The sequence below is a fragment of the Streptomyces sp. NPDC031466 genome (genome assembly GCF_055581265.1).
Window position 1 is genome coordinate 43092 of the sequence record NZ_JBVIJT010000007.1, and the last position, 25365, is coordinate 68456.

Annotated in this window: 13 protein-coding genes; 3 read left to right on the forward strand and 10 right to left on the reverse strand. The window is 74.2% G+C overall.

Features of this window, described 5'->3' with window-relative positions; translation table 11 throughout:
* Positions 1–54: 54 nt before the first annotated feature.
* The 4 genes from galE to ACZ5GP_RS18180 form a co-directional block, all read right to left on the reverse strand.
* Positions 55–1038, reverse strand: coding sequence for a UDP-glucose 4-epimerase GalE (galE, locus tag ACZ5GP_RS18165; RefSeq protein WP_468751814.1), 984 nt, complete (start codon positions 1036–1038; stop codon positions 55–57).
* Positions 1039–1189: 151 nt separating this feature from the next.
* Positions 1190–2851: a glycosyltransferase family 2 protein gene (locus ACZ5GP_RS18170; RefSeq protein ID WP_468752147.1), complete on the reverse strand. Its 1662-nt coding sequence runs from the start codon at positions 2849–2851 to the stop codon at positions 1190–1192.
* Positions 2852–2887: 36 nt separating this feature from the next.
* On the reverse strand, positions 2888–4426 hold the full coding sequence (locus ACZ5GP_RS18175; protein WP_468751815.1) for a hypothetical protein: 1539 nt from the start codon (positions 4424–4426) through the stop codon (positions 2888–2890).
* Positions 4423–7983 (reverse strand): bifunctional glycosyltransferase/CDP-glycerol:glycerophosphate glycerophosphotransferase, encoded by a 3561-nt coding sequence (locus ACZ5GP_RS18180; protein ID WP_468751816.1) that lies wholly within the window; start codon positions 7981–7983, stop codon positions 4423–4425. The genes ACZ5GP_RS18175 and ACZ5GP_RS18180 overlap by 4 nt, the downstream gene beginning before the upstream one ends.
* A 149-nt stretch (positions 7984–8132) precedes the next feature.
* Here ACZ5GP_RS18180 and ACZ5GP_RS18185 point away from each other — a divergent pair, with 149 nt between their 5' ends.
* On the forward strand, positions 8133–10232 hold the full coding sequence (locus ACZ5GP_RS18185) for a bifunctional glycosyltransferase/CDP-glycerol:glycerophosphate glycerophosphotransferase (protein ID WP_468751817.1): 2100 nt from the start codon (positions 8133–8135) through the stop codon (positions 10230–10232).
* Here the strand turns inward: ACZ5GP_RS18185 and ACZ5GP_RS18190 are convergent.
* The 6 genes from ACZ5GP_RS18190 to ACZ5GP_RS18215 all read right to left on the reverse strand — a co-directional run bounded on the left by ACZ5GP_RS18190 (position 10220) and on the right by ACZ5GP_RS18215 (position 21684).
* Positions 10220–13063 carry a stealth conserved region 3 domain-containing protein gene (locus ACZ5GP_RS18190; protein ID WP_468751818.1) on the reverse strand — a complete coding sequence of 948 codons (2844 nt, stop codon included), beginning with the start codon at positions 13061–13063 and terminating at the stop codon, positions 10220–10222. The two genes, ACZ5GP_RS18185 and ACZ5GP_RS18190, sit on opposite strands and share 13 nt — an antisense overlap.
* Positions 13060–14115, reverse strand: a complete 1056-nt coding sequence (locus tag ACZ5GP_RS18195) for a hypothetical protein (protein WP_468751819.1) — start codon at positions 14113–14115, stop codon at positions 13060–13062. Before ACZ5GP_RS18195 ends, ACZ5GP_RS18190 begins: the two co-directional genes overlap by 4 nt.
* Before the next feature lie 233 nt (positions 14116–14348).
* Entirely contained in the window at positions 14349–15230 is an 882-nt protein-coding gene (locus ACZ5GP_RS18200; RefSeq protein ID WP_468751820.1) for a carbohydrate ABC transporter permease, read from the reverse strand.
* Positions 15227–16507, reverse strand: a complete 1281-nt coding sequence (locus ACZ5GP_RS18205; RefSeq protein ID WP_468752148.1) for a carbohydrate ABC transporter permease — start codon at positions 16505–16507, stop codon at positions 15227–15229. Before ACZ5GP_RS18205 ends, ACZ5GP_RS18200 begins: the two co-directional genes overlap by 4 nt.
* A 70-nt stretch (positions 16508–16577) precedes the next feature.
* Positions 16578–17975: an ABC transporter substrate-binding protein gene (locus ACZ5GP_RS18210; RefSeq protein ID WP_468751821.1), complete on the reverse strand. Its 1398-nt coding sequence runs from the start codon at positions 17973–17975 to the stop codon at positions 16578–16580.
* A gap of 289 nt (positions 17976–18264) precedes the next feature.
* Positions 18265–21684: an FHA domain-containing protein gene (locus ACZ5GP_RS18215; protein ID WP_468751822.1), complete on the reverse strand. Its 3420-nt coding sequence runs from the start codon at positions 21682–21684 to the stop codon at positions 18265–18267.
* 493 nt (positions 21685–22177) lie between these two features.
* On the opposite strand from ACZ5GP_RS18215, the gene ACZ5GP_RS18220 reads away from it, so the two are divergent.
* Positions 22178–23866, forward strand: coding sequence for a serine/threonine-protein kinase (locus ACZ5GP_RS18220; RefSeq protein ID WP_468751823.1), 1689 nt, complete (start codon positions 22178–22180; stop codon positions 23864–23866).
* Positions 23867–23982: 116 nt separating this feature from the next.
* Positions 23983–25215 carry a serine/threonine-protein kinase gene (locus ACZ5GP_RS18225; protein WP_468751824.1) on the forward strand — a complete coding sequence of 411 codons (1233 nt, stop codon included), beginning with the start codon at positions 23983–23985 and terminating at the stop codon, positions 25213–25215.
* The last annotated feature ends 150 nt before the right edge of the window (positions 25216–25365 follow it).

Here is a 25365-nt window from a genome sequence, read left to right on the forward strand (position 1 = left end):
CCGGCCCGCCCCGGCCTGCTCGGGTGCTACGCCGGTGCCGTGGCGCCCTGGCGCCTACTCCGGCGCCGCCCCCGGGTGCAGCCGCATCCAGCCCGCCCAAGCCGACGCGATCATGTCGCGCACGTCGCGCTTGGCCGACCAGGCCAGTTCCGTCGAGACGCGGTCCGCCGAGGCCACCACGCGGGCCGGGTCGCCGGGGCGCCGGGCGGTCACCTCGGCGGCGGTGGCGTGGCCCGTGACCTCGTTGATGAGGTCCGTCATCGCGCGGACCGAGACGCCCTCGCCCCGGCCGACGTTGAGGGTGAGGTCCGTGCCCGGCGCCGCCGAGGCGAGCCTGCGGGCGGCCGCCACATGGGCCTCGGCCACGTCGGCGACGTGGATGTAGTCGCGTACGCAGGTGCCGTCGGGGGTGGCGTAGTCCGCGCCGAAGATCCGGGGGGCCTCGCCGGCCGTGAGCTTCTCGAAGACCATCGGGACGAGGTTGAAGACGCCGGTGTCGGCCAGCTCGGGCGAGGCCGCGCCCGCCACGTTGAAGTACCGCAGGGACGCCGTGGCCAGGCCGTGCGCGCGCCCCGCGGCACGCACCAGCCACTCGCCCGCCAGCTTGGTCTCGCCGTACGGGCTCATCGGCACGCACGGCGTCTCCTCGGTGACGAGGTCGACGTCGGGCATGCCGTAGACCGCCGCCGAGGAGGAGAAGACGAAGGAGGGGACCCCGGCCGCCACCACCGCGTCCAGGAGGACCCGCAGGCCCTCCACGTTCTGGTGGTAGTACCGCAGGGGCTGCTCCACCGACTCGCCGACCTGCTTCTTCGCCGCGAGGTGGACGACACCGGTGATCGCGTGGTCCGCGAGGGTGCGGGCCAGGAGGTCCGCGTCCAGGGTGGAGCCCGTCACCAGCGGGACGTCGGCGGGGACGCGCTCGGCGATGCCGGTGGACAGGTCGTCGTAGACCACGGTTCGCTCGCCCGCCTCGGTCAGGGCGCGCACGACATGCGCTCCGATGTATCCGGCGCCTCCGGTGATCAGCCAGGTCATGGTCGTCGCGTCCCGTCCTGTCGTACGTGTGCTCCGCGCTCGGCGCTCCGTGCTCCGCGCCCAGCGCTCTGTGCCGTGTGCTCTGTGCCGTCTGTCCCGTGGGTTCGTTCTCCGGGACCCGCAGTCTCGCAGAGGGCGCGTACGGGGCGCGTCAGCGGGCGCGCGGGCCGGTGACGGCGCGGACCAGACGGGCCAGGCGCCGTTTCGCCACCCCGGCGACCCCCCGCGGGCCGGGGGCGAGGCGCACGGAGAGGTGGCCCGCCTGGGTGGCGTACGGCTGGACGAGGAGGATGCCGCGCCGGCCACCCGACACCACCGTGCGGCGCAGCAGTCCGGGCCCCGCGACGGCGTGCGCGGTCGTCTCGCGCACCGTCCCGTCGGCGAAGCGCACCCGCAGCCGCACGTCCCACACCCCGCCCGCCAGCGAGGCGAGGTCCAACAGCACCGTGGCCGTCCAGGTCTCGCCGGGCCGCTCGGCGCCGAACGACGCCGTACGGCGCAGGCCCGTGCCGCCGCTGTGCCGGTGGACCAGATCGACGTCGACGGTGGCGGGACCCGCGTCCGCCACCCGCCCGTACAGCTCGCGCAGCCGCAGCGTGAGCCGGGCGCCGCCCGCGCGCGGACGCAGTTCGCCGTCCACCGCCAGGGGCAGCAGCCGCATGGGGCGCACGAGCAGGTGCTCCAGGGTGACCTGGGGCAGGTCCCGCGCCCATACCGGCGTGCTGTCGGCCGCCCTCGGGTAGGGCGGGGCGAGCCGCGCCGGGCGCGCCGCCACCTGCTTGAGCCGGGTCAGGTCACGGGGGTGTTCGGAGGCGAGGACGACGCGCGCGATGACGCGGCCGGGGGCGGGCGCCGCGTCGAGGTCGGCGGCGTCGAACGTCGTCAGGTACGCGCGCGTGAGCGCCCACCACTCGCGCTGGTGTTCCTGCCCGCGCGCGGGCAGCTCGCGGGTGTACATCCGCAGCTCGTGGTCGAGGAACTTGGTGCGGGCCGCCCGCGCGAGCCGCTTGCCGCCGTTGCCGCGCGCGTCCCGCAGGATTTCCACGGACTGCCGGTGGGCCTCCATGCGGGCCTGCCAGTTGGCGATGCCGGAGCGGTCCAAGGAGATCGACAGCTTGGCGGCGGCGCGGCGCACGTGCCACACGTACACCGTGTCCGGGACGAGCGCGATGCGCGGGGCCGCGGCGAGGACGCGCGCGGTGAAGACGAAGTCCTCGTAGACGAAGCGGCCTTCGGGGAAGCGGATGCCGTGCTCGCGCAGGAAGTCCACCCGGTAGAGCTTGTTGACGCACAGCGTGTCGTGGACGAGGCGGGCGCGCAGCTCGGGCCGGGCGACGAGCCGGGCCCTGGCGTACAGCTCGGGCTGCCAGGGCACTTCGCGCCCGGAGGGCAGTTCGCGGCGCATGCACAGCCCCGACGCGACCTCGCTGCCGTGCCGTTCGGCGGCGGCGAGCAGCGCGGCGGCCGCGCCGGGCGGCAGCACGTCGTCGCTGTCGAGGAACATCACGTACGGCGCCGACGCGGCGTCGATGCCGTCGTTGCGGGGGGTGCCGCAGCCGCCGCTGTTGCTCTCGCGGCGCAGCACCTTCACGCGCCGGTCCCGCGCGACGAGCCCGGCGAGGAGTTCCGCGCTGCCGTCGCTCGAACAGTCGTCGACGGCGATCACCTCGTGGACGACGGGGCCCTGGGCCAGCGCGGAGCGCACCGCGTCGGCGAGGTGGGCCGCGTCGTTGTAGCCGATCACGACGACGGAGACCCGGGAGGAGCGGGCGTTAGGGGCGGGTGTGTTCAGGGCAGTCGGGAGAGGCAGGATGCGGTCCACGGAGGAAATTTTATAGGTTGCTCGTAATTATCCGATTAGGGGGGCATTCGTCGGAGTGGCCCCGCTCACCCGCGCGAGCACCTCGCCGGTCCGCCGGCTCCAGTCGACGACCACCGCCTCCTGCGGCACCTTCTGCCCGGGGGAGAGCAGCAGCCACCGCACGTCGTAGCGCCGGGCGATCGCCGTGCGCTCCGCGCGGGTGGAGTCGGGGGAGAGATAGGTCCGCACGGCCGCGAGCCGCCGCCGGCGCACGTCCTCGTCGAGCGAGGCGTCCGGCCAGGCGGGGGCGACGAGGTTGGCGCCGTGGCCCGGCACGGAGCGGGTGGGGCGGTAGCCGTCGGTCAGCACCACGTCGCCGGGGCGCATGTGGCCGGTCGCCCAGCCGTAACCGGGCCAGCGCGGCGGCTGGTCGAAACCGATGGGGTCCAGCGCCCGGGGCACGACGGCCCCCGCCTGGATCTGGAAGAACCCCACGCACGCCCCGAGCGCCGCCGCCCCGGCCAGCGCGCCCCGCCGCCACCCCCAGGTGCGCGGCGCCGCCAGCTCGACGGCCAGCGCGAACTGGAGCGGGACCAGGGTCAGGCCGAGGATGCGCCCGTAGGTGTAGTGGCCGCTGAACCAGCCGTAGGCGACGACCGCGCACTCCAGGGCGAACATCACGACCAGCGGGTCCCTGCGGTCCCTGCGCAGTCGCAGCCACAGCGCGGGCAGGCCGAGCAGCGCCAGCCAGAAGCGCTGGGGCATCTCCGTGTAGAGCTGGCGGTGGATCCAGTCCACGCTCGCGTCACCGACCAGCGAGAAGACGCTGAAGTACGGCCACAGCGCCGCCCCGACCACCGCCGTCAGGCCGGTCGCCGCCCACGGCCACAGCACGCGCCCGGACACCGCGAAGGCGACGACGCCGATCACCGCCGCCACCGAGGAGATCGGATGGACGAGCAGGACGAGCCCGCACAGGGCGCCCAGACCGACGTAGGACCAAAGGCCCCGCTCCGGGCACCGGGTCAGCGAACCGGCCCAGGCCCACGCCCAGAACGCCAGGCCGATCGCGAAGGTCGAGGGGTAGCCGAGGTTCCCCGTCATCGACATCAGGCCCAGATAGCCGCTCCACCACGCCATCCGGGTGCCCCACAACAGCACCATCGCGCCCAGCGCCAGGACCGGCGCCCACGGGCGGGGGGTGAGCACGCGCACGAAACGGCCGATGCCGGTGAGCAGCACGAGGAGGTTGAGCGGACCCGAGAGCTTGACCACCTCCCAGCCCGCGAGGCCCGTCGCCCTCGCGAACAGGCCCTGCGCGACCGCGTACGGCGAGTAGTACGCGCTGCCCTGGCCCGGCAGGTCCGCCATCGGGTGCGAGGGGTGCAGGAGGTCCGCCTTCAGGCGCTCCACCACCGCCGCGTGCTGCCCGAAGTCGCAGCACATCGGCACCCGCCAGAACGCCAGCGACATCACCAGCCAGAACAGCCCGCCGAAGACCAGATACGGCGAGGGGCGCAAGCGGGGGGCGCCGCCGAGGGCCGTCGCGCCGTGGAGGGTCCTGCGGGCCACGAGCGTGCCGCTCACCGCATCAGCCTCTCCGCGACCCGGGCGGCGGCCCCGCCGTCGTCCAGATCGCAGTAGGCCTCGCGGAACGCCGTGTACGCGTCCGTGTGCCGGGCCGCGATCGCGTCCAGGTCGCGCAGCGCCTCGACGACCTCGCCGGTGGAGGCGAGCAGCGGGCCCGGGGCGCTCGTCTCGAAGTCGAGGTAGAAGCCGCGCACCGTGTCGCGGTAGTGCTCCAGGTCGTAGGCGTGGAAGAGCATCGGACGCCCGGTGTGCGCGAAGTCGAACATCAGCGAGGAGTAGTCGGTGACCAGCACGTCGGCGACGAGCAGCAGTTCGGCGGCCCGGGGGTGGGCCGACACGTCGCGGACGAAGGGCGCGCGGGCGCCCGGCAGCCGGCCCGACGTCAGCGGGTGCTTGCGCACCAGCAGGACGTGGTCGTCGCCGAGCACCGACTCGGCGGCGCGGAAGTCCAGCGCCGGCTCGTAGCGGAACCGGCCCGGGGCGTACGCCAGATGGTCCCGGTAGGTCGGCGCGTACAGCACGATCCGCTTGTCCGGGCCGACGCCCAGTTCGCGGCGCACCCGCTCGGCGACCTTGTGGCGGTCGTCGCCGAAGAGCACGTCGTTGCGGGGCGAGCCCGCCTCCAGGACCTCGCCGTCGTAGGCGAGGGCCCGGCCCAGGTGGGGGGTGGAGAAGCGGTTGGGGGAGACCAGCACGTCCCACTGGCGGGACAGGCCCGGCAGGGCGTCGAGGTGGCCGTGGTCGGCGTAGAGGGTGTCGGTGAGGTCGGTGCCGATGCGCTTGAGGGGGGCGCCGTGCCAGGTCTGTACGACGGTCTGGCCCTCGCGGCGCTCGAAGAACACCGGCAGGTGGCCCGAGGTGACGATGCGGCGGCAGCGGGCCAGCGCCTCGTACCAGGCGGCGCTGTACTGCTCCACGCCCTTCGCGCCGGCCGGGACGGGGGTCTGCTGGTCGTGCGTGACCCACAGGTGCTCCACCTCGGCGCCGCGCCGCACCAGTTCCTCGTGGACGGCGCGGGGCGAGTCGCCGTCGAGGTAGAGGACGGCGTCCGTCAGGGGCCGCTCGCGGCAGCCCGGATAGTGGGCGCTGCGCAGCCGGTGCTGCCGGTAGGCGCCGCGCTCGGAGCGGGCGAGGACGGACCCCGCCTCGACGAGCAGCCGGTCGCCGAACCGCCGGTCGACCGTGAACTCCCGCCCCTGGACCTCCTGGTGCAGGGGCAGCGCGGCCGCCAGGGAGGCGAGCAACCGCACAGGCACCCCGTCGTCACGCCGCCGGACCCCACCGTGCCCGTCCCGGACCCCACCGTGCCCGTCCCGGACCCCGACCTGACCGTCCCCGGCTCCGCCGTGCCCCGCCCCGGTCTCCCGGAGGAAGGCGTACCACCGTCCCTCCCGCAGGGCTCCGCCCCCCGGCGCGAGCACCGCGCGCAGTCGGTCGCCGGTCCGCTCGGCCGGGGCCACCAGCTCCTCGTCGTGGCCGCTGTGCCGCAGGACGAACTCGGCCTCGGGCCAACCGGCGCCGGTGGCCGACAGCTCGACGGTCAGCGTGCCGTCGGCGCCCCAGGCGATGCGGTCGGCGACGGGCTGCCGGGTCAGTTCCACGACCAGCTGCCCCTGGTCGTTGGCCGTGGCGCACAGTTCGCGTCCGGTGTCGGTCGCGTACCGCCCGGGGGGCAGGTCCAAGGCGGCGGCGAGGGACTTCAGGGTGCCGTCGGGCAGCACGAGGTTGGCCTGCCAGCGCTCCCCGTGCGGCGGCTCGACCTCCTTGGGCGCCAGGTGCGGGGTGGGGGCCACCCGCGCCAGGTCGGCGAGCCGTACGCGCACCTCGAAGCGGTCGTCGGCGCGGGCCACCGGGCACTCGACGTCGGTCCCGGAGTGCTTGTGGGTGAGCCGCAGGGCCTTGGGGTGCAGCCGTCCGGGCAGGCTGCCGCTCAGCACCACGTCGCCCCCGTCGCGCCGGTGGGCCTCCACGCGCGCCGCGTACTCCTGGACGCGCAGCACGAGCCGGCCCTTGCTGTGGCCGAGGACGAGGCGCAGCCCGTCGTCCAGCTCGCGCACCAGGGACTGCGCCGACCCGCCGTCGGCGGCCCGCACGGCCGAGCGCCGCACGGTGCCGTGGCCGGCGACGACCACGCCGAGCAGCCAGTTGCCGGGCCGCCACTGCCCGCCGGTCTTCAGCTGCTCGGGGTCGATCGTCATCTCGAAGCCGGACAGGTCGTAGCAGTGCAGGCGCTGGCGTGACCGCTCGGTGGCCTCCGGCGCGGCGACCGTCCTCGTCGGCACGCGCCGGAACTCCCGCTTGCTGCGGACCGACTTGAGCAGCCCGGCCTTCACGGAGTGCCCGGGCCGGGTCGCCTCCAGGTTGCGCACGTACGCGTACCCGCTGATCCGCAGCTTCCCGTCGGCACCCCAGCGCGCCTCGCCGGCCCGTGCCACGACGGGCAGCTCGTGCCGTCCGACGCGCGTCAGCTTCTCGGGGAGCCGGCCGACGCCGGGGTAGGAGGCGCGGCGGCGCACCGTGCCGCGCACGTGGAAGGCGGTGCCGTTGGCCCGTTCGAAGGAGAGCAGGTCGATGAGTTCGGCGGTGCGTCCCTCGCGCACGAGCTGCCACTTGACGCGCAGGTCCACCGGGAGCCCGGCGATCACGGACGGATCGGCGCGGCGCAGGAAGGCGGCGGCGTCCGCCATGAAGGCCGCGCGGTACTCGGGCCCGCCCATCGGCAGCCCCTCCAGGAAGTACACGAAGTCGTCGCGCAGACAGGAGGCGTCGTACGTCTTCCTCATCTCCGGCGCGTGCCGGGCGAGGAAGCCGGAGACGTGCGCGCACGCCGCGATCCGGTCGCGCACGCCCTTGACGTCGGTGCGCCGGCGGGTGATGGAGCCCTCGCGCACGCGCCAGTAGTAGACGTGGTCGCTGAGCACGTCCACGGAACCGGCGAGGAAGTGTGCCGGGATCATCACCGGCGTGTCCTCGTACAGCTTGCCCTCGGGGAAGGCGAAGCGGTGGCGGTCCCAGAAGGAGCGGCGGAAGACCTTGTTCCAGGCGACGCGGTCGGAGAGCAGGTCGAGGTCGCGCGTGATGTGCGTACGGGTGCGCTGCTCGGTCAGCCACTTGTACTGCCAGGCCTGGGAGCGGCCGCGCTCGGTGAGCCGCCAGACGTTGCCGCAGGCGAAGTCGGAGCCGGTCCCGTCCAGGCTGGCGATCATCCGCTCGTACGCGTCGTGCGGCACCACGTCGTCGCTGTCGACGAAGGTGAGGAACTCGGCGGTGGGGGACGCCTTGCGCACACCGGTGTTGCGGGCGGCGCTCAGCCCGGCGTTGCGCTGGCGGACGTAGACGAAGCGGGGGTCCCTGGCGGCGAACTCACGGGCGATGGAGGGGCTGGAGTCCGTCGAGCCGTCGTCCACCATGACGCACTCCAGGCCGCCCGGCCCCTCCGGACCACCTGGCCGTCCCGGCCCGTCGATGGTCTGCCGCGCGATCGACTCCAGGCACTCCTCCAGAAACTCCTCGACGTTGTAGATGGGCACGACGACGCTGAGACGGGGCTGCACGGCGACCGGCCTTTCGTGAGAGTACGGGCATATTTATCCCCCTTTGCCCTCCGCCCGCTCCCGACGGTCAGCTTCTCCACCGCCTTCCACCCCAATGAGTGACGGCAGGTCTTCGACAGGCGGTGTCCGGCTGACTACGGTCGGTTGACATGTCGCGCTTCTCGGTTGTCGTCCCCGCCCACCGCGTCCAGGGCTACCTGCGGGAGTGCCTGGACTCGGTGCTCACCCAGTCCTTCGGCGACCTCGAACTGCTCGTCGTCGACGACGCCTCGCCCGACGCCTGCGCCGCGATCGCCGGGGAGTACGCCCAGCGCGATCCGCGCGTGCGACTGATCCGGCTGGCCGCCCACGCGGGCCCCGGCCCCGCCCGCAACGCCGGCGCCGACCGCGCCACCGGCGACCACCTCCTCTTCCTCGACGGCGACGACCTCCTGCTGCCGGGTGCCCTGGAGGCCATCGACGCGGCCCTCACCCAGTACGGCGAGCCGGACGTGCTGCTCCTCGGCCACGACCGCGTCGACTGGTGGGACACCGTCCGCCCCGGCGGCACCCCCGACGCGAGCCGGCCCCTGGCTCTCCCCCCGGCCGCCTGGAACCGCGTCTTCCGCCGCGAGTTCTGGCGCGCGCGTCACCTCGCCTTCTCCGAGGGGGCCTACGAGGACGTGGTGCCGGTGCACACCGCGACCCTGCGCGCGGGCGAGCGCCTCGCCGTCCTCGACCGCGGCTGCGTGCGCTGGCGCGAGCGGCGCGGCGGCAGCTTCTCCAAGACGCCGGGCCGCCACCACTTCGCCCTCGTCGAGCGGTACGAGGAGCTGCTCGCCGCCGCCGGGCCCGACGACCGCGCCCGGCTGCTGCCGCACGCCGCCGCGCACCTCCTCGCCGTCCTCGACGACCCCGGGCGGATCCGGGCGGGCGACCGGCGCGACTTCTTCCGCGAGGCGGCCCGCCTGCACCGCACCTACGCGCCCGCGAGCACCGAGCCCCGCACCCCCGGCGAGAAGGCCCTCGCCGCCGCCTCCTTCACCGCCCACGAGGGCCTGCGCAAGGCCGAGTCACGGCGCCTGCGCGTCACCCGGCACCTCGGGCGGCAGAAGAAGAAGCTGCGCGCCCGCGCCATGCGCGCCGCCTACCGCGCCGACCTGTACCGCTCCCTCGACCCGCACCTCGCGGTCTACGGCGCCTACTGGAACCGCGCCGTCTCCTGCAACCCCGCCGCCATCCACGCCAAGGCCCGCGAACTGGCCCCGCACATCCGGGGCGTGTGGGTGGTCTCCGGACGCCACACGGACAAGGTGCCCCCCGGGGTGGAGTACGTCGTCGAAGGCTCCCGGCGCTACTGGGAGGCGATGGCGAGGGCCACGTACCTCGTCAACAACTCCAGCTTCCCCGGCGGCTTCACCAAGCGCCCCGGCCAGGTCTACCTCCAGACCCACCACGGCACCCCGCTGAAGAAGATGGGCCTGGACCAGCGCCGCTACCCGGCCGGCACGCACGGCATCAGCTTCCAGAAGGTCCTCGACCACACCGACCAGTGGGACTTCAGCCTCTCGGCCAACCCGCACTCCACGGAGGTCTGGGAGCGCGTCTACCCCTCCACCGCCTACCAGCCGCTGGAGGCGGGCTACCCGCGCAACGACGTGTACTTCACGACGGGCGACGAGGAGATCGCCCGCATCCGCGAACGCCTCGGCATCGCCGACGACCGGACCGTGCTGCTGTACGCGCCCACCCACCGCGACTACCAGAAGGGCTTCCTGCCCCGCCTGGACCTCAGGCGCCTCGTCGAACGGCTCGGCCCCCGGTACGTCGTGCTCGTGCGCGCCCACTACTTCTACGGCGGCGACGCCGGGCTCGACCCGCACCCGGGCCTCGTGGACGTCACCGGGCACGCGCGCGTGGAGGACCTGTGCCTCGCCGCCGACGCGCTCGTCACGGACTACTCCTCACTGATGTTCGACTACGCCTGCCTGGACCGCCCGATCGTGACGTACGCCCCCGACTGGCAGGCCTACCGCCTGGCGCGCGGCACCTACTTCGATCTGCTGTCCGGGCGGCCGGGCGAGACGCCGGGGGCGGTGGCCACCACCGAGGACGAGCTGGCCGACCTGTTCCGCGACGGCGGCTGGGACACCCCCGGCACGACGGAACTGCGCACGGCGTTCCGGGCGCGCTTTTGCCCCTACGACGACGGGCGGGCCGCCGAACGCGTGGTACGGCGGCTCTTCCTGACCACCGCTCAGCGTTCGTAGGGCGAGCGCACCGGGAAGTACGCCGTCAGGAACGACCTGATGGCCAGCGCCATCTCCTCGTCCGCCATGCCGCTGTCGGGGGACTCGCCGATGCAGAACGCCGTCCGGTCGCGGTTCTGCAGCAGCCGGCCGAGCCGCGCGTGGTCGGCGCGGTCACCGATGTCCACGAAGTCGTACGAGATGGAGCCGGGCACCGCCCGCCCGGTCAGATACGCGTAGTGCTGGTGCAGCGAGGAGACCAGCGAGTGGTCGCCCACGGAGCGGAAGCGGCTGCGGGCGGTGGCCGCCAGCTCCTCGGGGAAGCGTTCGGTGATCTCCGCGAGGACGCTGCGGCGCAGCGCGTAGGGCACGTGGAAGAAGCTGTGCGTCGTGGTCCTGCCGAACGCGCGGCGCAGCAGTTCGCGGTTGTTCTTCGCCGCCGCCAGATAGCCCTCGTCGTCCGGCGCCAGGGGCAGGGCGGGCACGGACGCGGACGACCAGAAGAAGCGGGCCAGGCCGTTGCTGAGGAAGAAGGTGTCCGGGGTGGTGGGGCGGCCGAGGAACATGTCGTCGTTGAAGTACAGGAAGTGCTCCGACAGGCCCTCGACGCGGTGCAGCTGGGACTCGATGGAGTGCGAGTTGAAGGTCGGCAGGCACGCCTCGGGGTCGGCGAACAGCTCGCGGTGGTCCACGACCGTGAGCCCGGGGTGGTCGCGGTCGAGCCAGTCGGGGACCTGGCCCGCCGTGACGAGGTACACGTGCCGGATCCACGGCGCGTACATCGCCAGGGAGCGCAGGCTGAAGCGCAGCTCGTCGCGGTTGCGGTAGCGCACGGCGCCGTCGTCCGCCGACTCCTGCCCCGGACCGCCCCGGGCCGCGTCCCGCAGGGCCCGCCACGTCGGGTCGGAGTCGTCGACCCAGGTGTAGACGGCGTCGACGGGGAAGTCGACGTCCTTGACGAGGAGTTCGGTGAAGATCCGCAGGGTCGGGTAGTCGCGGTCCCCCACCCGCAGGGTCGCCGTCGGGGCGAGCGAGGGCAGCTCCGCGCCGGCCAGCGTCGTCCCGAACGGCGCGCGGAAGCCCTCGGCGGCCCCGGCGCCGGGCACCCCTCGCGCGGTCCTCGGCCAGAACGCGACCGTGCAGGCGAGGCCCGCGCCGTGCCGCAGCGACAGGGTCGTCGTGGTCACCGGTTTGAACACCTTGACGCCGGACAGGTCGCCGATGGCGTCGAGGCGCTCGGCGAGGACGGCGCCGGGTGCCGCGTCGCGCGGGTTGACCAGCTCGGCGTAGACGGGCTGTCCGCGCAGCGCCCCGGCCAGCGCCTTGAGGGCGCGGCCCCGGTCGTCGGCGGCCACGGCCAGGGTGTGGGCGGTGCCGTCGGGGGTGCGCACCAGGACGTAGGGCACGTCCTCGGCCTCCAGCGCGGACGCGGTGAGCCGCAGGTTCCACCGCGCCATGTCCGGCGCGAGGACGTCGTCGCGCCGCTCGGCGAGGCGGCCCACCGAGCGGATGACGCGGCCCGTGGTGTCGGCGGCGATGATCTCGTCCTCGCGGGCCCGCTCGTCGGCGGCGGCCGCGGCGTCGAAGGTGTGCGGGGCGGTGGGCCGGAAGCCGCAGCCGCCGGACGCGACACCGAGCGCCACCCGGTCCGCGCGCCCGCGAAGGCGGCGCGGCCGCTCCCGCCCGGCCACGAGCCGCGTGTACAGCTCCTCCCAGCGGGCGGTGACGTCCGCCGAGGAGAAGCGGGCGTAGACGCCCTCGCGGGCGGCGCGCGCATACGCCCGACGGGTCGCGTCGTCCCCCAGCAACTCGTCCATGGCGCGGGCGAGTTCGTCGATCTCGCCGGGCGGGACGAGCAGCCCGTCGACGCGGTGGCGCACGATCTCGGCGGGCCCGGTCAGCACGTCGTACGCCACCACGGGCACCCCGGCGGCGAGCGCTTCGAGGAGCACCAGCGGGAACGCCTCGTTGTGTCCGGCGGTCATCAGGCTCAGGCCGGCCTTGGCCCACTCGGCGGCCATGTCCTGGCAGGGCCCCAGCAGTTCGACGCGGTCGTGCAGGCCGAACCCGTCGACCAGGCGGCGCAGGTGCCGCTCGCGGTGGCCGCTGCCGAAGATCCGCAGCCGCCAGTCGGGATGCGCGCCGGCGATCTGTGCGAAGGCGCGGACGGCGTGGTCGACGCGCTTCTCGCCGGTCAGCCGGGCCGCCATGACGATGACCTTGCCCTCGCCGTCCGCGCGCGGCCGGAAGCCGTCCGGCACGGCGTTGGGGATGACGGCCAGTTCGGGCGCGGTGGGCCCGAGGGACTCCGCGATCCAGTCCCGGGTGCGCTCCGTCAGCGTGACGAGGGCGTCCAGGCGCGGCGCGTGCAGCAGCAGCGGCTCGCCGGAGGGGCCGCGCCGCTGGGTGGGGCGGTGCTCCTGGTGGACGGTGACGACGCGCGCGGGTGCCAGCGTCACGGCGGCGGCGAGCAGCGCGGGCGTGGTGCTGACCAGGACGTCGGTGTCGAGCGCGGTGAGCGCGGCGGTCATCTCGACGTCGGAGAGGCGGTCGAAGGTGTCCTCCCAGGCGGGCCTGATCAGTTCGCTGGGCAGCGCGGCGAGGGTGCGGCACGCGGCGTCGTCCAGCTCCGAGTCCCCGACCGGGCGGGCGGGGGTCGCCGTGCGGTCCACGAGGTAGCGCACGGGCAGGGCGCGCGCCTCGGGGAAGAACGGCTCGGCGCGGGTGCGGAAGACGGAGACGACCTCGACCTCGATGCCGGGGCGCTCGGCGAGGTGCTTGGCCTGGGTGTAGGTGGCCAGCTCGGTGCCGCCCATCTCGTCGCCCCAGCCGAGCAGGTACGTGATCTTCATGAGGTCTCCTTCGCGGGCTCGCGCGTGCGGCCGGTGGTCCCGTCCGGGTCGTCGGCGGGCCCGTCCGGGTGGTCGGTGGTCCCGTCCGTGCGGTGGCCGGCCGGCTCGCGGGTGAGGTCGGTGATGTCCCGGCACGTCACCGCGAAGGCGCCCGTCCCGGTGAAGTGGGCGTGCGCCCGCACCAGCGCGCCGTCGGGCAGGGCGAAGACGCGAAAGGGCGTCGGGTAGGCGGCCGCGGGGTCCCGCACGTCCGTCAGCCACCGCCCGAGCGGCAGCCCCTCGACCCGGAAGTCCCACACCCACTGCCCGGGGCCGGCCCCGGTCATCGCGCCGAGCGGCACCCGCAGCGTGAACGCCGCGCCCCGCCCGGCCACCTCGACGGGCACGACGACGCCGTCCCTGCGCCGCACGGCCTGCGCGCGCCCGGTGGACAGGGCCGCTCCGACCAGCCGGCCGTGCACGGTGATGCCGTCCCCGCGCGGCTCGAACCGGACCAGCTCGGCGCGCGGCCGCGACCGGGTGGCCTGGAGCACGGCCCGCCCGCCGCGGGACCTGACGATCCGTACGAGGGTCCCGCTGAGCGGGTCGGGCGCGTGCGGCAGCGTCGGGGTCGCGGGCGGCGCGGATTCCTCGGCGGGCGTCAGGCCCCGTCGTCGTACGCGGCCCTCGGCGTCCCGGGTCTCGACGGTGAGCCGCCACACGCCGTCGCGCAGGTCCCGCAGCGTGGCGGTGGCGGTGAGCAGCGGGGGCCCGGCCGCGTGCCGTTCGAGGACGAGGGGCACGGTCCGGCTGCGGACGCCGCGGCTGATCAGCAGCCGGGCCCGGTCGGGGGACCCGGCGTCCGGGGCGGCGAGGGCGACGTTGAGCGTGCGGCTGTCGCGGAGCGAGAGGTGCACGGGCGTCAGCAGGGGCTCGGCCCGCACGGCACCGCGCACCCGCCCCGCGGCGGCCCGCTCGAACCGGAACCGCGTGCTTCGCGTGGTGGCGCGCAGCCGTCGGACCAGGGGCGGAGGTCCGGAGCGGTGAGGTGACAGGAACCCGATGCGGTGCATTTGCCTACTTTGCCCGCTGTTGCCCCATATCGCCCGCAGCGCGGGCCGTTTCTCCCGCCAGGGCAGCGGAAACGATCCGCTCGGAGCAGTCGGGTGCCGCGGGCCGCCGCGCGGAGTCGAACATCAGGCCGGTGCCGCCCGGCCCTGGACGCGGACGGAAGGAGGCGGCCCGGACGCGGGCCGCCTCGATCACCGTACGCATGCCGCTCGGCGTGTTCTCCCCAGGCCTCGGCCTATTTCACCGCGCCCGCCATCACACCGGAGACGAACTGCCGCTGGAAGGCGAAGAACACCGCCAGCGGGATCACCATCGAGATGAACGCGCCGGGCGCGAGGATCTGCACGTTGTCGCCGAAGAACCGCACCTGCTGCTGGAGCGCCACCGTGATCGGTGGGTTCTTGGAGTCGGCGAAGATCAGGGCGATCAGCATGTCGTTCCAGACCCACAGGAACTGGAAGATGCCGAGCGAGGCGATCGCCGGTGCCCCCAGTGGCATCACCACCCGCAGGAACAGCCGCAGTTCGCCCGCGCCGTCCAGCCGGGCCGCCTCCAGGAGTTCGCGCGGGATCTCCGCGAAGAAGTTCCGCAGCAGGAAGATCGCGAACGGCAGGCCGAACGCCACATGGAAGGTGATCACACCCACCGTGGTCTCGAAGATGCCGATCTTGCCGAAGAGTTCGGCGATCGGCACGAGCGCCACCTGCACCGGCACCACGAGCAGGCTGACGACCCCGAGGAACCACCAGTCCCGGCCCGGGAACTCCATCCAGGCGAACGCGTACCCGGCCAGCGAGCCGATGACCACGACGAGCAGCGTCGCCGGGACGGTGATCATGACACTGGACAGGATCGAGTCGGTGATCGTCTCGTCCTTGAGGAGGTTGGCGTAGTTGTCCAGCGTCATCTGCGAGGGCGCCGAGAACACCTTCCACCAGCCGCTCTCGCTCATGTCCGCCGACGTGCGGAACGAGCCGAGCAGCAGGCCGATCGTCGGCATCAGCCAGAACAGGCCGACCAGCACCAGGAACACCCGCAGCGCGGTGCTCCCCAGCAAGGACGCCACCCGCCCGCCGAGCGACTGCCTGGCCTTGACCACTTCGATCTGGGCGGTCATCGCCTGCCCTCCCGCCGCATGCGCCGGATGTTGAACAGCATCACCGGGATGACCAGCAGGAACAGCAGCATCGCGATGGCGCTCGCCACCCCCGGGTCCTTGTCGAGGAACGCGGAGTTGTACAGCTGGACCGCCAGCACGTTCGCCTCGTCCTTCGAGGAGCCCGGCGGGATCACGAAGACCAGGTCGAAGATCTTCAGTACGTTGATCATGAGCGTGACCAGCACCACCGCGAGGACCGGGGCGAGCAGCGGCACCGTCACGCGACGGAAGACCTGCCACTCGTTGGCCCCGTCCACCCGCGCCGCCTCCAGCAGCTCACGCGGCACGCTCGCGAGGCCCGCGGCGATCAGGACCATCGCGAAGCCCGCCCACATCCACAGGTACGAACCGATGATCGCGGGCGTGATCAGCGACGGGCCGAGCCAGTCCACGCCGTTGTAGGGCTCCCGGAAGTTCGACGCCGGATAGCGCAGCAGGGCCCCGTCGGCCGCCTTCGGCAGCGCGAACGTACCGTCGGCGTTCGCCTCCGTGGAGGCCACCACCTCGCCGTCCTTGACCGCCTCGACCGTGATGCCGGCGTAGCCGAACTCCGCCGCGTCCGGGGCGTTGATCTTCCCCCGGCCCTTGCCGCGCGTGAAGTCCTGCCAGGCCGTGCCGGTGACCTTGTCCGGATCGGCCTGCGCGGGCCTGGCCGCCTTCGCGGCGTCCGGCATGGTGTCCGGCGCCACGCCGGTCAGCGGCAGCACCACCGGGGTGCCCGCCCGCACCGGCTCGCGGGTGATGAAGGCGCCGCCCCCCGCGCTCTTGAGGGGCGACTTCATGCTGGGGTGCGCCTGCGGGAACGCCGAGGACTCGGCGAACGTGTCGTGCACGGTCACCGCCACCGCGTTGGCGACACCCCGGTCCGGGTCGGAGTCGTACACCAGCCGGAAGATGATGCCCGCGGCCAGCATCGAGATGGCCATCGGCATGAAGATGACCAGCTTGAACGCCGTGCCCCAGCGCACCCGTTCGGTCAGCACGGCGAAGATCAGGCCGAGCGCGGTCGCGACGGTGGGCGCCACGACCACCCAGATCGCGTTGTTCTTGATGGCGGTCAGGATGCTGTCGTCGGTGAACAGCGTCTCGTAGTTGCCGAACGCCGTGAAGTCGCCCGACTTGTCGAAGAAGCTGCGGAACAGCGAGTACCCGATGGGGTAGAGGACGAGCGCGCCGAGCAGCACCAGGGCGGGCAGCAGGAACAGCACCGCCAGGGTCGTGCGGGTGCCGGTCACGCTCTTGCGCGGAGTCGGGGCCGGGGGCGCCGCCTTGGCGTCGCCCCCGGCGTGCACGGACGTCACCGCGTCAGTCCTTGTAGGCCTTGGCGGCGGCCGTCTCCAGCGTCTTCTGCGTCCCCTCGACGTCCTTCGGGTTCTTCAGGAAGTCCTGCAGCGCCTTCCACTCGCCCTTGCCCGGCGTGCCGCCGAAGGACTGCGGCGCCTGGTCGGACATGTCGAAGCGGATGTCGTCGCCCGCCTTGATGAGCGCCTTGGCGATGTTGCGCTGCACGTCGTTCGGGTACGCGCCCATGTCGAGGTTCTTGTTGGGCGAGAGGAACCCGCCCGCCTCGGCCCAGATCCGCGCGGCGTCCGGCGAGGCCAGATAGGTCAGCAGCGCCTGCGCGCCCTTGCTGTCCTTCAGCGCCACGGCCGCGTCACCGGCCACCACCGCCGGGGACTCGTCGCCCACCGCCGGGAACGGGAACACCTTGGCGTCCTTGCCCACCTTCGCCTTCGTCTCCGAGATCGGCAGCGAGACCATGTCGCCCTCGAAGACCATGCCCGCCTTGGGCTGGTCGCCGCCCTTGAACGTCTGCTTCACGGACGCGGGGAACTCCGTCTGGAGCGCGCCGTCCGCGCCGCCCGCCACGAAACCCTTCTTGCCGAACAGCTCACCGAGCGTCGTCAGGGCTTCCTTCACGGACGGGTCCGTCCACTTGATCTTGTGCTGGGCGAGCTGGTCGTACTTCTCCGGGCCCGCCTGCGACAGGTAGATGTTCTCGAACCAGTCGGTGAGGGTCCACGCCTCGGCGCCCGCCACCGATACCGGCGGCACCCCGGAGTCGTAGATAGTCTGGGCCGTCTTCATGAAGTCGCCCCAGGTCTTCGGCTCGCTCACGCCCGCGTTCTCGAAGACCCGCGTGTTGTACCAGACCAGCGACTTGTTGGCGGCCTTGAAGTACACGCCGTACTGCTTGCCGTCGACCGCGCCGAGGTCCTGCCAGCCCTTCGCGTAGTTCTTCTCCAACTGCTTCTGCGCCTCGGCGCCGACCGGCTTCGCCCACTTGTTCGCCACGGCCTGCTCGATCGCGCCGACCTGCGGCAGCATCGCGACGTCCGGCGGCTCCCCGCCCGCCACCTTCGACTCCAGGAAGCTGATGATGGGGTCCTGCGCGGGTACGAAGGAGACCTCGGCGCCCGTCCTCTTCTCGAACTCGTCGAGGACCTTGAGGAACACCTTGCGCTCCGAGCCGCCCCACACCGCGGCCACCGAGACGTTCTGCCCCTCCAGCTTGGGCAGCTCGACCGTGGCCCCGGTGTCCTTGCCCCCGGTCCTGCCCCCCGTCTCGCCGTCGTCCTTGTCGTCGCCGCCGCACGCGGTGGCGGTGAGCGCGAGCGTCCCCGCGACGAGAGCCGCGGCGATCCTGGCGCTGGTACGCCGGTGCTGCGGTGTCCTGCGTGTACTGCGAAGAGTGCTGCGCATCACTGCCCCGTTCTCTTCCCTGGCGAGTCCCGTGCGCACTGGTCTACGCCCGGGCGGGGAGGGGCGGCAAGATGGCCTGCGGTGTCAACTCGAAGATCGTGATGCCGTTGTGACGTCGCGTCGCCCCCAGGTACCGGGCCTTGTCACCTCACTGACGACATTAGGCACCAACAGGGCCCGCCCCGGCCGGACATGACTGACGTACCCGCCAACTCACCGGTAACGCGCGCCCCTTCAGACCGTGGGGCCGGGCGCGCCGGACGGCCGACGGGACGGCGGCGCCGAGAGGTCACAGCAGGGACGGCACCTGCTCCGCCGAGACCGACCGCGCCGCCCGCTCCAGGGCGCTGGCGAGCAGGGCCAGGTCGGTCGGGCCGTTCCCCAGCTCCCGGACGGGCCTGCGGGCCGGCGGGTCCCCCATCCGCTCCCACTCCAGCGGCACGACCGTGGGCCGCAGCGTCGCCGTACGGGGGATGCGTCCGGTGACCCGGCCCGCCTGGAAGGGCGTCGCCCGGCCATCCGGGGAGCGCAGCTCGCCCCGCCCCGGCGCGGGCTCCTCCGGTCCCGGCACCACCGCGTCGAGGGTCACCCGCAGCGAGGCGCGCTGGCCCAGCTCGGTCTCCGGCATCCGCTCGCTGCGCCCCGTGGTCGCCACGAGGTGGACGCCGAGCCGCTCGCCGTCCCTCGCCACCGCCTCCAGGGCGCGGACGACGGACCCGGCGGCGGGCCGCCCCGCGGAGCCGAGGGCGGGCGCGAGCAGCGCGTCGAAGTCGTCGACGAGCACGACGAGCCGGGGCAGCGGGGGCCCGGGCTCGACCCGCTGCCGCGCCGCCGCGGGCCGCAGCCGCATGGTGGAACCGGACGTCACGTCGAGGCCACCGTCCGCTGCCTGTGCCTGTGCTTCTACAGGGGGTTGGGTTCGGGTCTGCGCTTCCGAAGGGGTCTGCGCCTGCCCTGCCGACGGGGCCTGGGCCGTCTGGGCCTGGGCCCGCCCGGAAGAGGCCTGTGCCTGCGTCTGGGCGGGCACGGAGGCGGAACCGGACGCGCTCGTGGCCCCGGCTCCCGAGACCCTGCCCGCTCCCGTACCCGTACCGGCCCGGGAGGACGACTGCGAGCGCTGGCTCACCATCCGCCCCGACACCTCGCGCTGGGTGTGCCACTCGGTGAATTCGAGCCGGCCCAGCAGCTCGGCCCGCCGCTTCAGCTCGGCGGCCAGGGACTGCGCGAACTCCCGCATCCGCACCGGGTCGTTGGCCACCAGGTGGGTGGTGACATGGGGCAGGTCCGTGCAGGCACCGAGCCCGGCACCCTGCCGGGCGGCGCCACCGCCACCGCTGTCCCGGCCGTCCACGAGCACGATGCCGAGCCGGTCGGGCCGCTCGGCGGCGGCCAGGGACGCGGCGACCGAGCGCAGCAGCTCCGTACGCCCGCTGCCGGCGGGGCCCTCGACGAGCAGGTGCGGCCCGTCGGCGGCGAGGTCCGCGACGACGGGACCGCGCGGGCCGGCGCCGAGCACCGCGAGGGCCCGTCCGCCGAGCGTCTCGGGGTCGTCCGCGGCCGCCGCCCACCGCGCCATCAGCGAGGCGGGCGTGGCCCGGGCCAGCCCCAGCTCGTCCAGGAGCCGGGCGGCCTGGGGCAGCGGGGCGGACACGCGCGCGTGCCCCTCGCCGGCCGCGCCGTCCGTCCGCAGCGGCGCCAGGGCCCGGGCGAACCGCTCGGCCCAGGCAGCCGACACCGCGTCCACGGTGGCGACGGTGCCGTGCCCGGCGGGGCGCCCGCCCGCCGTCCGCATCAGCCGCAGCGCGGTCGCCACGTCACCGCTGAGCAGCGCGACGGCGCCGCAGGCGCGGAAGGCGGGCGAGACGGCGCACGCGGCCTCGTAGGTGTCGAGGACCGGCGAGGCGGGCGAGGCCGCCGCCGTCTCGGCGAGGCACACCACGTGGATCCCGGCCCGCGCGCCCTCACCGGCGAGCCGGACCATGGCCTCGCGCAGCCCGGCCGCGCCGGGGTCGCCGTCGACGATGACGACCGTGCGCGAGCCCGGCTCCCGGCGGGCGCCGTCCCCGGCGCGCGCGTCGGCGATGTGGTCGTCCAGGCGGCGGATCAGCTCGTCTGCGCGCGCCGCCGCCTGGTCGCGGTCGTAGGCGAGCAGGAGCCGGCAGTCCTGGCCGTGGGTGGGCCGCAGATGGGGGAGCCAGCCGAGCCAGGCCCACTCCTCGGTGCGCTCGGCGGTGGTGCGGGCCCGGTCCGTGCTGATCAGCACGATCTCCAGGCAGTCCGGGGAGTGCAGCGCGCCGAGCTGGGCGACGACGGCCCTGGCCAGGCCGGTCAGCCGCTCCCTGGGCCCCGCGAGGCCGAGCGCGCCCGCCTCCCGCAGGCTCACGGTGACGGGCACGGCGGGCAGCAGGCCCTGATCGCCGGGCCCCGCCCGGTCGACCGTCCCGAGCCGCACCGCGAGGGCCTCCGGGTGGTCCGGGCCGCGCTCCCACAGCCGGGGACCGGGGCCGAGCGCCGCGAGCAGCAGGGCGGCGGGATCCGGCCACAATTCGGGGGTGCGCGCCGCGGCGGCCACGGCGAGTTCCTCTGGGGTGGGCTCCGGGGCGCCGAAACCGTCGTCCGCCTCACCGTCGTACGGCTCGTACTCCTCGTACGCGCCCTGGTCCTGCCCGCCGTCCCGGCCGCCGGTCAGGCGACGCGCCCAGGCCGAGAGGCCGCCGCGCCTGCGCAGACCGCGCGGCACCGTCGTGCCGCGCAGCGGGGTCCCGAGTCGGGCGCCCTCACCGGGGGAGGGTGCGTCGCCGGGCATCCCGTACGCCCCCAAAGTGCCGGCGTGGGTGTCCGGGGACCTGTGTGCCGCGTCGTGCGTCGTCGGGGGGTGGGGCGTGCCGTGGGGTCCGCCGGGGTGATGGCCGCCGTACGACCCGGTCGTGCCGCCGCCCGCCGCTCCCCAGTCCCCCGAGCCGTACGCGTGCGGGGTCGGGCCGGTGGGGTGGGAGGGGGCGAGGAAGGCGGGCTGCGGGGCCTCGGTGGCCCGCACGCGCACGTGCCCCTCGCCGTCGGGCGCGGTCGCCAGGGTGCCGCCCGTGCCGGAGGCCGTGCCGAGGGCGCCGTCCGTCAGGCGCAGGGCGGACTCGCCGATCCGCAGCAGGGAGCCGGGTGCGAGCGGCACGGGGCGGTCGGTGACCTCCCTGCCGTCCACGGACGTGCCGTTCGTCGAGCCGAGGTCCGTGACCGTGACCCGGCCGTCCGGGGCGAGGGTGACCGCGCAGTGCAGCCGCGAGACGTCGGGGTCGTCCAGCGCGACGTCCGCCTCGGTGGAACGGCCGACGCGAATCTGGCCGCCGTGCAGCAGATGGACGCCGCCCGCGTCGGGGCCCGCCACCACGTGCAACTGGGCGGCCGCGCCGGTCGGTTCGGGGCCCGGCTCGGCGGGCGCGCCCAGGGAGAGCACCGCGCCGTCGATCAAGGGGGGCTCGCCGAGCGTGCACCGCTGGGCGTCGAGGCGCTCGGGGCCCGCGTAGAGCACGAGGGGGCCCTCGCTGCCCGCGACGGTCGTGGCGAGGCCCGAGACCACCGCGGCGAGCGCGGTCCCCGCGGGCGCGGTGACCAGGACGTCACAGGCGCCGTGAACCCCCGGCGCCGCCTGGGGGCGGCCTTGCTGCTCGGTCTGGCCGCTGCGCGGCCCGAGGACGGTCAGCCGGATCTGCATCGCCGTCAGCGGTCCCTTCTGCGCTGGGCGCCCGGCACGGGGACTCGCGCTGTGATTCCCCCCACCGCACACGGGCACGTCGGCCAGTACTGGAGGCATCCTCGCACCTGCCACCGACAACACGCCCGGCGGCCACCCGTAAGTGATCTTGATTGGTCGGCTCTGCTCGGAAAAGTGCCTGCTTGGACCGTTGCGGATATCTGTGGACCTTCTCCGGAGAAGGTCAATTCGAGAGGGCCCGGCAACCAATGGCCACCGGGGCGCGTCTTTCCACCGAACACCGATCCGGAACGCTTTCGAAGCGCCCGCGGAACGCCTCCGGAGCGCCTTCGAAACGCATCCGGAACGCCTCCGGGAGGAAAAGGCCGGGCGGAATCGGAGCGGCCGGTGTCCCTGTCGGCGGCACTACAGTGGATCGGAACACCTTCGGACAGCCCCCCGGACAGGACCAGCGTCCGGTCGGGACCAGCCAGACCAGCAGGGAGCGCATGACGTGCGGCCGGTAGGCAGCAAGTACCTGCTCGAGGAGCCGCTCGGGCGCGGCGCCACGGGCACCGTCTGGCGGGCCCGCCAGCGGGAGACCGCGGGGGCCGAGGCGGCCGTTCCCGGCCAGCCCGGTGAGACGGTCGCGATCAAGGTCCTCAAGGAAGAGCTCGCCAACGACGCGGACGTCGTGATGCGCTTCCTCAGGGAGCGATCCGTCCTGCTCAGGCTGACCCACGAGAACATCGTCAGGACCCGCGACCTCGTCGTCGAGGGCGACCTCCTCGCCCTGGTCATGGACCTGGTGGACGGCCCCGACCTGCACCGCTATCTGCGCGAGAACGGCCCGTTCACGCCGGTCGCGGCGGCCCTGCTGACCGCCCAGATCGCCGACGCGCTCGCCGCGAGCCACGCCGACGGCGTCGTGCACCGCGACCTGAAGCCGGCGAACGTCCTGCTGAAGCAGGACGCCGAGGGCATGCACCCGATGCTGACCGACTTCGGCATCGCCCGCCTCGCGGACTCCCCGGGCCTGACCCGCACCCATGAATTCGTCGGCACGCCCGCGTACGTCGCGCCGGAGTCCGCCGAGGGCCGCCCGCAGACCAGCGCCGTCGACATCTACGGCGCGGGCATCCTGCTGTACGAGCTGGTCACCGGCCGTCCGCCGTTCGGCGGGGGATCGGCCCTCGAAGTGCTGCACCAGCACCTCAGCGCCGAGCCGCGCCGCCCCTCGACCGTGCCCGACCCGCTGTGGACGGTCATCGAGCGCTGCCTGGACAAGAACCCCGACCGCCGCCCGAGCGCCGAGAACCTCGCGCGCGGCCTGCGGACCGTCGCCGAGGGCATCGGCGTGCACTCCACCCCGGCGCAGATCGTCGCCGCGGAGGGCGTGGGCGCCCTGCTGATGCCGGACCCGGCGCCCGCCCACGTGCCGGACGCCCCGGGCGCGGCCGACCCCACGCAGGTCCTGCCGAACAACGCCGGCTCGTACGACCCGAACGCGGCGACCAGCGTCATGCGGAACACCGGCACCCCGGGCCACAGTCCCGGTGACGCCGACCCCACGTCCGTCCTGCCCCACCACGGCGCCGCCGACCCGACCGCCGTCATGCCGCCGGTCCCGCCGAACGGCCCCGGGAGCGACCCGAACGAGCCGCACCCCTGGCAGAACCAGATGCGCGCGGCCCGCGACCGCAACGAACAGACGCAGGTCCAGTCCTACCTCGACCCCAGCCAGGACCCGCTGCGCCGCCGCCCCCAGCGGCAGGTCGCCCGGCCCCCGCAGCAGCCGCAGCAGCCCCAGCCCCAGCAGTACGCGCCGCGCCAGCCGCGCGGGCAGCGGCCCCAGCAGGGGCCGGCGCAGCAGCCGTACCAGCAGCAGCCCTACCAGGCGCAGCACCAGCCGCAGCGGTACGCGGCGCCCCCGGAGCCGCCCGCGCCCCAGGCGCCCGCCCCACGCCCCGCGCGCGAGCCGCGCCCGCCGCGTCAGCGCAGCGCCAACCCGATGAAGATCCCGGGCCTCGGCTGCCTCAAGGGCTGCCTGTTCACGCTCGTCATCCTCTTCGTGGCGAGCTGGCTGGTGTGGGAGTTCAGCCCGCTCCAGGGCTGGATCGGTTCGACGAAGGGGTACTGGGAGCAGCTGACGGACTGGTACGACACGGTCAGCGGCTGGATCGGGAAGGTCAGCGGCAACTAGCGCGCAGACGGTTCTGTGGATTTGTCGACATCTGTCGAGTGAAATCCGCTCCCGGAGTGAAGGTTGGCGGCAAGGACGCGTAGTTTTGTCGCCAACACGCATCCGTAGGAGCAGTCTTGACGCGCAAGATCGGCAGCCGGTACACCGCCCACCAGATCCTGGGCCGTGGCAGCGCCGGCACGGTGTGGCTCGGCGAAGGGCCCGAGGGTCCCGTCGCCATCAAGCTGCTGCGCGAGGACCTGGCCTCCGACCAGGAACTCGTCGGCCGCTTCGTCCAGGAGCGCACGGCTCTGCTCAGCCTCGACCACGCGCGCGTGGTCGGCGTCCACGACCTGGTGGTCGACGGCAACGACCTGGCCCTGGTGATGGACCTCGTCCGCGGCACCGACCTGCGCACCCGCCTCGACCGCGAGCGGCGCATGGCCCCCGAGGCCGCCGTCGCCATCGTCGCGGACGTCGCCGACGGGCTCGCCGCCGCGCACGCCGCGGGCATCGTCCACCGCGACGTCAAGCCCGAGAACGTACTCCTGGACATGCAGGGCCCCCTCGGCCCCGGCGGGGCGCATCCCGCCCTGCTCACCGACTTCGGCGTCGCCAAGTTGATCGACTCGCCGCGCCGGACGCGCGCCACGAAGATCATCGGTACGCCGGACTACCTCGCGCCCGAGATCATCGAGGGCCTCCCGCCGCGCGCGGCCGTCGACATCTACGCCCTCGCGACGGTCCTGTACGAGCTGCTCGCCGGGTTCACGCCGTTCGGCGGAGGGCATCCCGGGGCGATCCTGCGGCGCCACGTCACCGAGACGGTGGTGCCGCTCCCGGGCATCCCCGAGGAGCTGTGGCAGCTCCTCGTGCAGTGCCTGGCCAAGGCCCCGGCGTCCCGGCTGCGCGCCTCCGAGCTGGCCGCGCGGCTGCGGGAGCTGCTGCCGCTGGTCGCGGGGATGCCGCCGCTGGACGTCGACGAACCCGACACGGAGCCTTCGCCGGCCGAGGAGGCGTACGAGGAGTCGGCGCCCGAGCCGCGTCAGTCCTCGCCCCGGCGGGGGGCGGTGCCCCTGGTGAGGGGCCCGGCGTCCGCGGACGCCAACCGGGACACGCATACGTCCATGCGCGTGCCGGGGCCCGACGAGCTGGCCGGCGGGGCGCGGGGCACGGCCCGGGTGCCCCGGGCGGCCGGGGCGGCGCGGCCCGGTTCCGCGAAGCATCGGGCGTCTACCCGGCGGCGCAGGATCACGCTCGGCGTGGCGGGGGTCGTCCTCGTCGCGGCGGCGGGGGTGGGGACGTGGGCGGCCACGTCGGGCGACGACGCGGGGCCCCGGACGGGCGACTCGGCCCCGCCCACGCCGTGACGTGGCCTGGCACCTTCTCGGTATCGCCCGCGCCGTGACCCGGCCCGGCATGTTCCCCGCCCCCGGAGGGGACCCGGGGCTGTCCGTGCCGTGACGTGGCCTGCTTGTCCCTCGCCTGCGGCCGGGTGGGCTGTTTCCCGCCGCTTCGCG